The organism is Streptomyces swartbergensis (genome assembly GCF_002148965.1).
Lineage (GTDB): Bacteria > Actinomycetota > Actinomycetes > Streptomycetales > Streptomycetaceae > Streptomyces > Streptomyces swartbergensis.
On sequence record NZ_NGFN01000634.1, the window covers coordinates 1 to 2,071 of the forward strand.

At 71.8% G+C, this 2,071-nt stretch carries 2 protein-coding genes and 1 tRNA gene; all 3 read right to left on the reverse strand.

Features of this window, described 5'->3' with window-relative positions:
• Positions 1-607 (reverse strand): glycosyltransferase family 2 protein (locus CA983_RS43060; protein ID WP_107500356.1); only part of this gene is annotated, 607 nt, incomplete at its 3' end.
• A gap of 97 nt (positions 608-704) precedes the next feature.
• Positions 705-791 (reverse strand) — tRNA-Ser (locus CA983_RS43065).
• Between the two features lie 63 nt (positions 792-854).
• Positions 855-2,071, reverse strand: a 1,217-nt coding sequence (locus CA983_RS43070; RefSeq protein WP_244207347.1) for a S1C family serine protease, incomplete at its 5' end; no start/stop codon positions are given.

Genomic DNA, 2,071 nt, shown 5'->3' on the forward strand with positions numbered 1-2,071 from the left:
CCCCCGAGAACCACCCCCGGCTCACCGCGCTCAGCGCGAGCAGCAGCCCCGTGTCCTCCGACGCGGGCAGCGCCATCCAGCCGCCGAGGGCGAGCAGCAGCTCCCGCCGTACGAACAGCGAAGCCGGATGGACGGGTGCGAGGAAGCCGTTGGCCTTCCAGTGCTCGAACACGGCCCCGCGCTCGATCGGCCCGTGGTCGGGATCGCCCGGGAAACCGACGGTCGACCCGTCGGGCATCAGGTCCAGCACCCGCGATGTCGCCCACCCGAGACTGCGGTCGGCCTCCAGCGCCGCCAGATCCCGCGCGAGCGTGCCCGGCGGCAACTGGTCGTCGGCGTCCAGGACCTTCACGTACGCACCCTCGGCATGCGCCAGCGCGACGGTCCGGGCCACACCGGGCCCCCCGGCCCGGCCCTGCCGGAACGTCACCCGCTCGTCGTCGGGCACGTACGGCCGTACGTCCGCGCCCTCCCCGTCCTCCTGGATCACCCAGTGCCACTCCCAGCCCTCCGGCAGCCCCTGCTCGCACAGGGACTCGTGGGCCTCCGGCAGAAACCGGGCCGACGGGCCGTGCACAGCGGTGACGACGACGATGCGCCGGCTCACGCCCGCACTCACCACCTTTCGTTCCCCCTCACGCACACACGAAAGGGGCCGCCGAGCACGCTCGACAGCCCCTGACACGTTCGGTACTTCAGCTGCGCGGAGGCGGTGGGATTTGAACCCACGGTGACATCGCTGCCACGACGGTTTTCAAGACCGTTCCCTTCGGCCGCTCGGGCACGCCTCCCCGCGCCGGCCGTGATCGGCGGCGCGGGGACAAGGGTAACGGGTCCGTGCGGGCAGGTGCGGGTCAGTTGTCGCCGATGCGGGAGCCCAGGGTGAGTTCGACGGTGTGCTCCTTGCCGCCGCGCTCGTAGGTGATCGTGACCTTGTCGCCGGGCTTGTGGGTCCAGATCTCGCCGATCAGGGTGGGGCCGGAATCGATCACCCGGTCGTCGAGCTTGGTGATGACGTCGCCGGACTTGAGGCCGGCCTTGGCGGCCGGGCCGCCCGGCTCGACCGGTGTCGCGCCCTGGTCGGTGATCTGCGCACCGTCGGAGCTGTCGTCGAGCGAGACGGACGCGCCGATCTTCGCGTACACCGGCTTGCCGGTCTTGATCAGCTCCTGGGCGACGTACTCGGCCTGGTTGATCGGGATGGCGAAGCCCAGGCCGATCGAGCCGGACTGGCCGGTGCCGAAGCCGCCGTTGCCGGTGGACTGGATCGCGGAGTTGATGCCGATGACGTTGCCCTGCGCGTCCAGCAGCGGGCCGCCGGAGTTGCCCGGGTTGATCGAGGCGTCGGTCTGGAGGGCGCTCATGTACGACGCCTGGCTGCCGGTGCCGTCGCTGGAGGCGACCGGGCGGTTCTTGGCGCTGATGATGCCCGTCGTCACCGTGTCGGACAGGCCGAAGGGGGCGCCGATCGCGATGGTCGCGTCACCGACGGCCACCTTGTCCGAGTCGCCGAGGGTGAGCGGCTTCAGGTCGTTCGGGGCGTCCTTGAGCTTGATGACCGCCACGTCGTAGCCCTGCGCGTGCCCGACCACCTCGGCGTCGTACTTCTTGCCGCTCGGGAACGTCGCGGTGAGCTTGCCGCCGTCCACCGCTCCGGCCACGACGTGGTTGTTGGTGACGATGTGGCCCTGCTTGTCGAAGACGAACCCCGTGCCGGTGCCGCCCTCGCCGCTGTTGCTCTCGGCCTCGATCGTGACCGTGCTCGGCAGCGCCTTGGCGGCCACGCCCGCGACCGTGCCCGGGTCGCGCTTGACGTCGCCGCCGCTGGTGGAGGCGGAGACCGTCGTCGAGCCGCTGTTCTCGTCGTTGTTCTTCGCCAGCGTGTAGCCGAGACCGCCGCCCAGGCCGCCCGCGGCCAGCGCGGCCGCCAGGATCGCGGCGACCAGACCACCGCGGCCACGGCCGGACTTCGGCGCCGACTGCTGGTACGAGGAACCCCAGCCGCCGCCGGAACCGGAACCGCCGTCACCGTACGACGGGGAGGCCGGCGGCGGGGGCGGCGGCCAGGAGG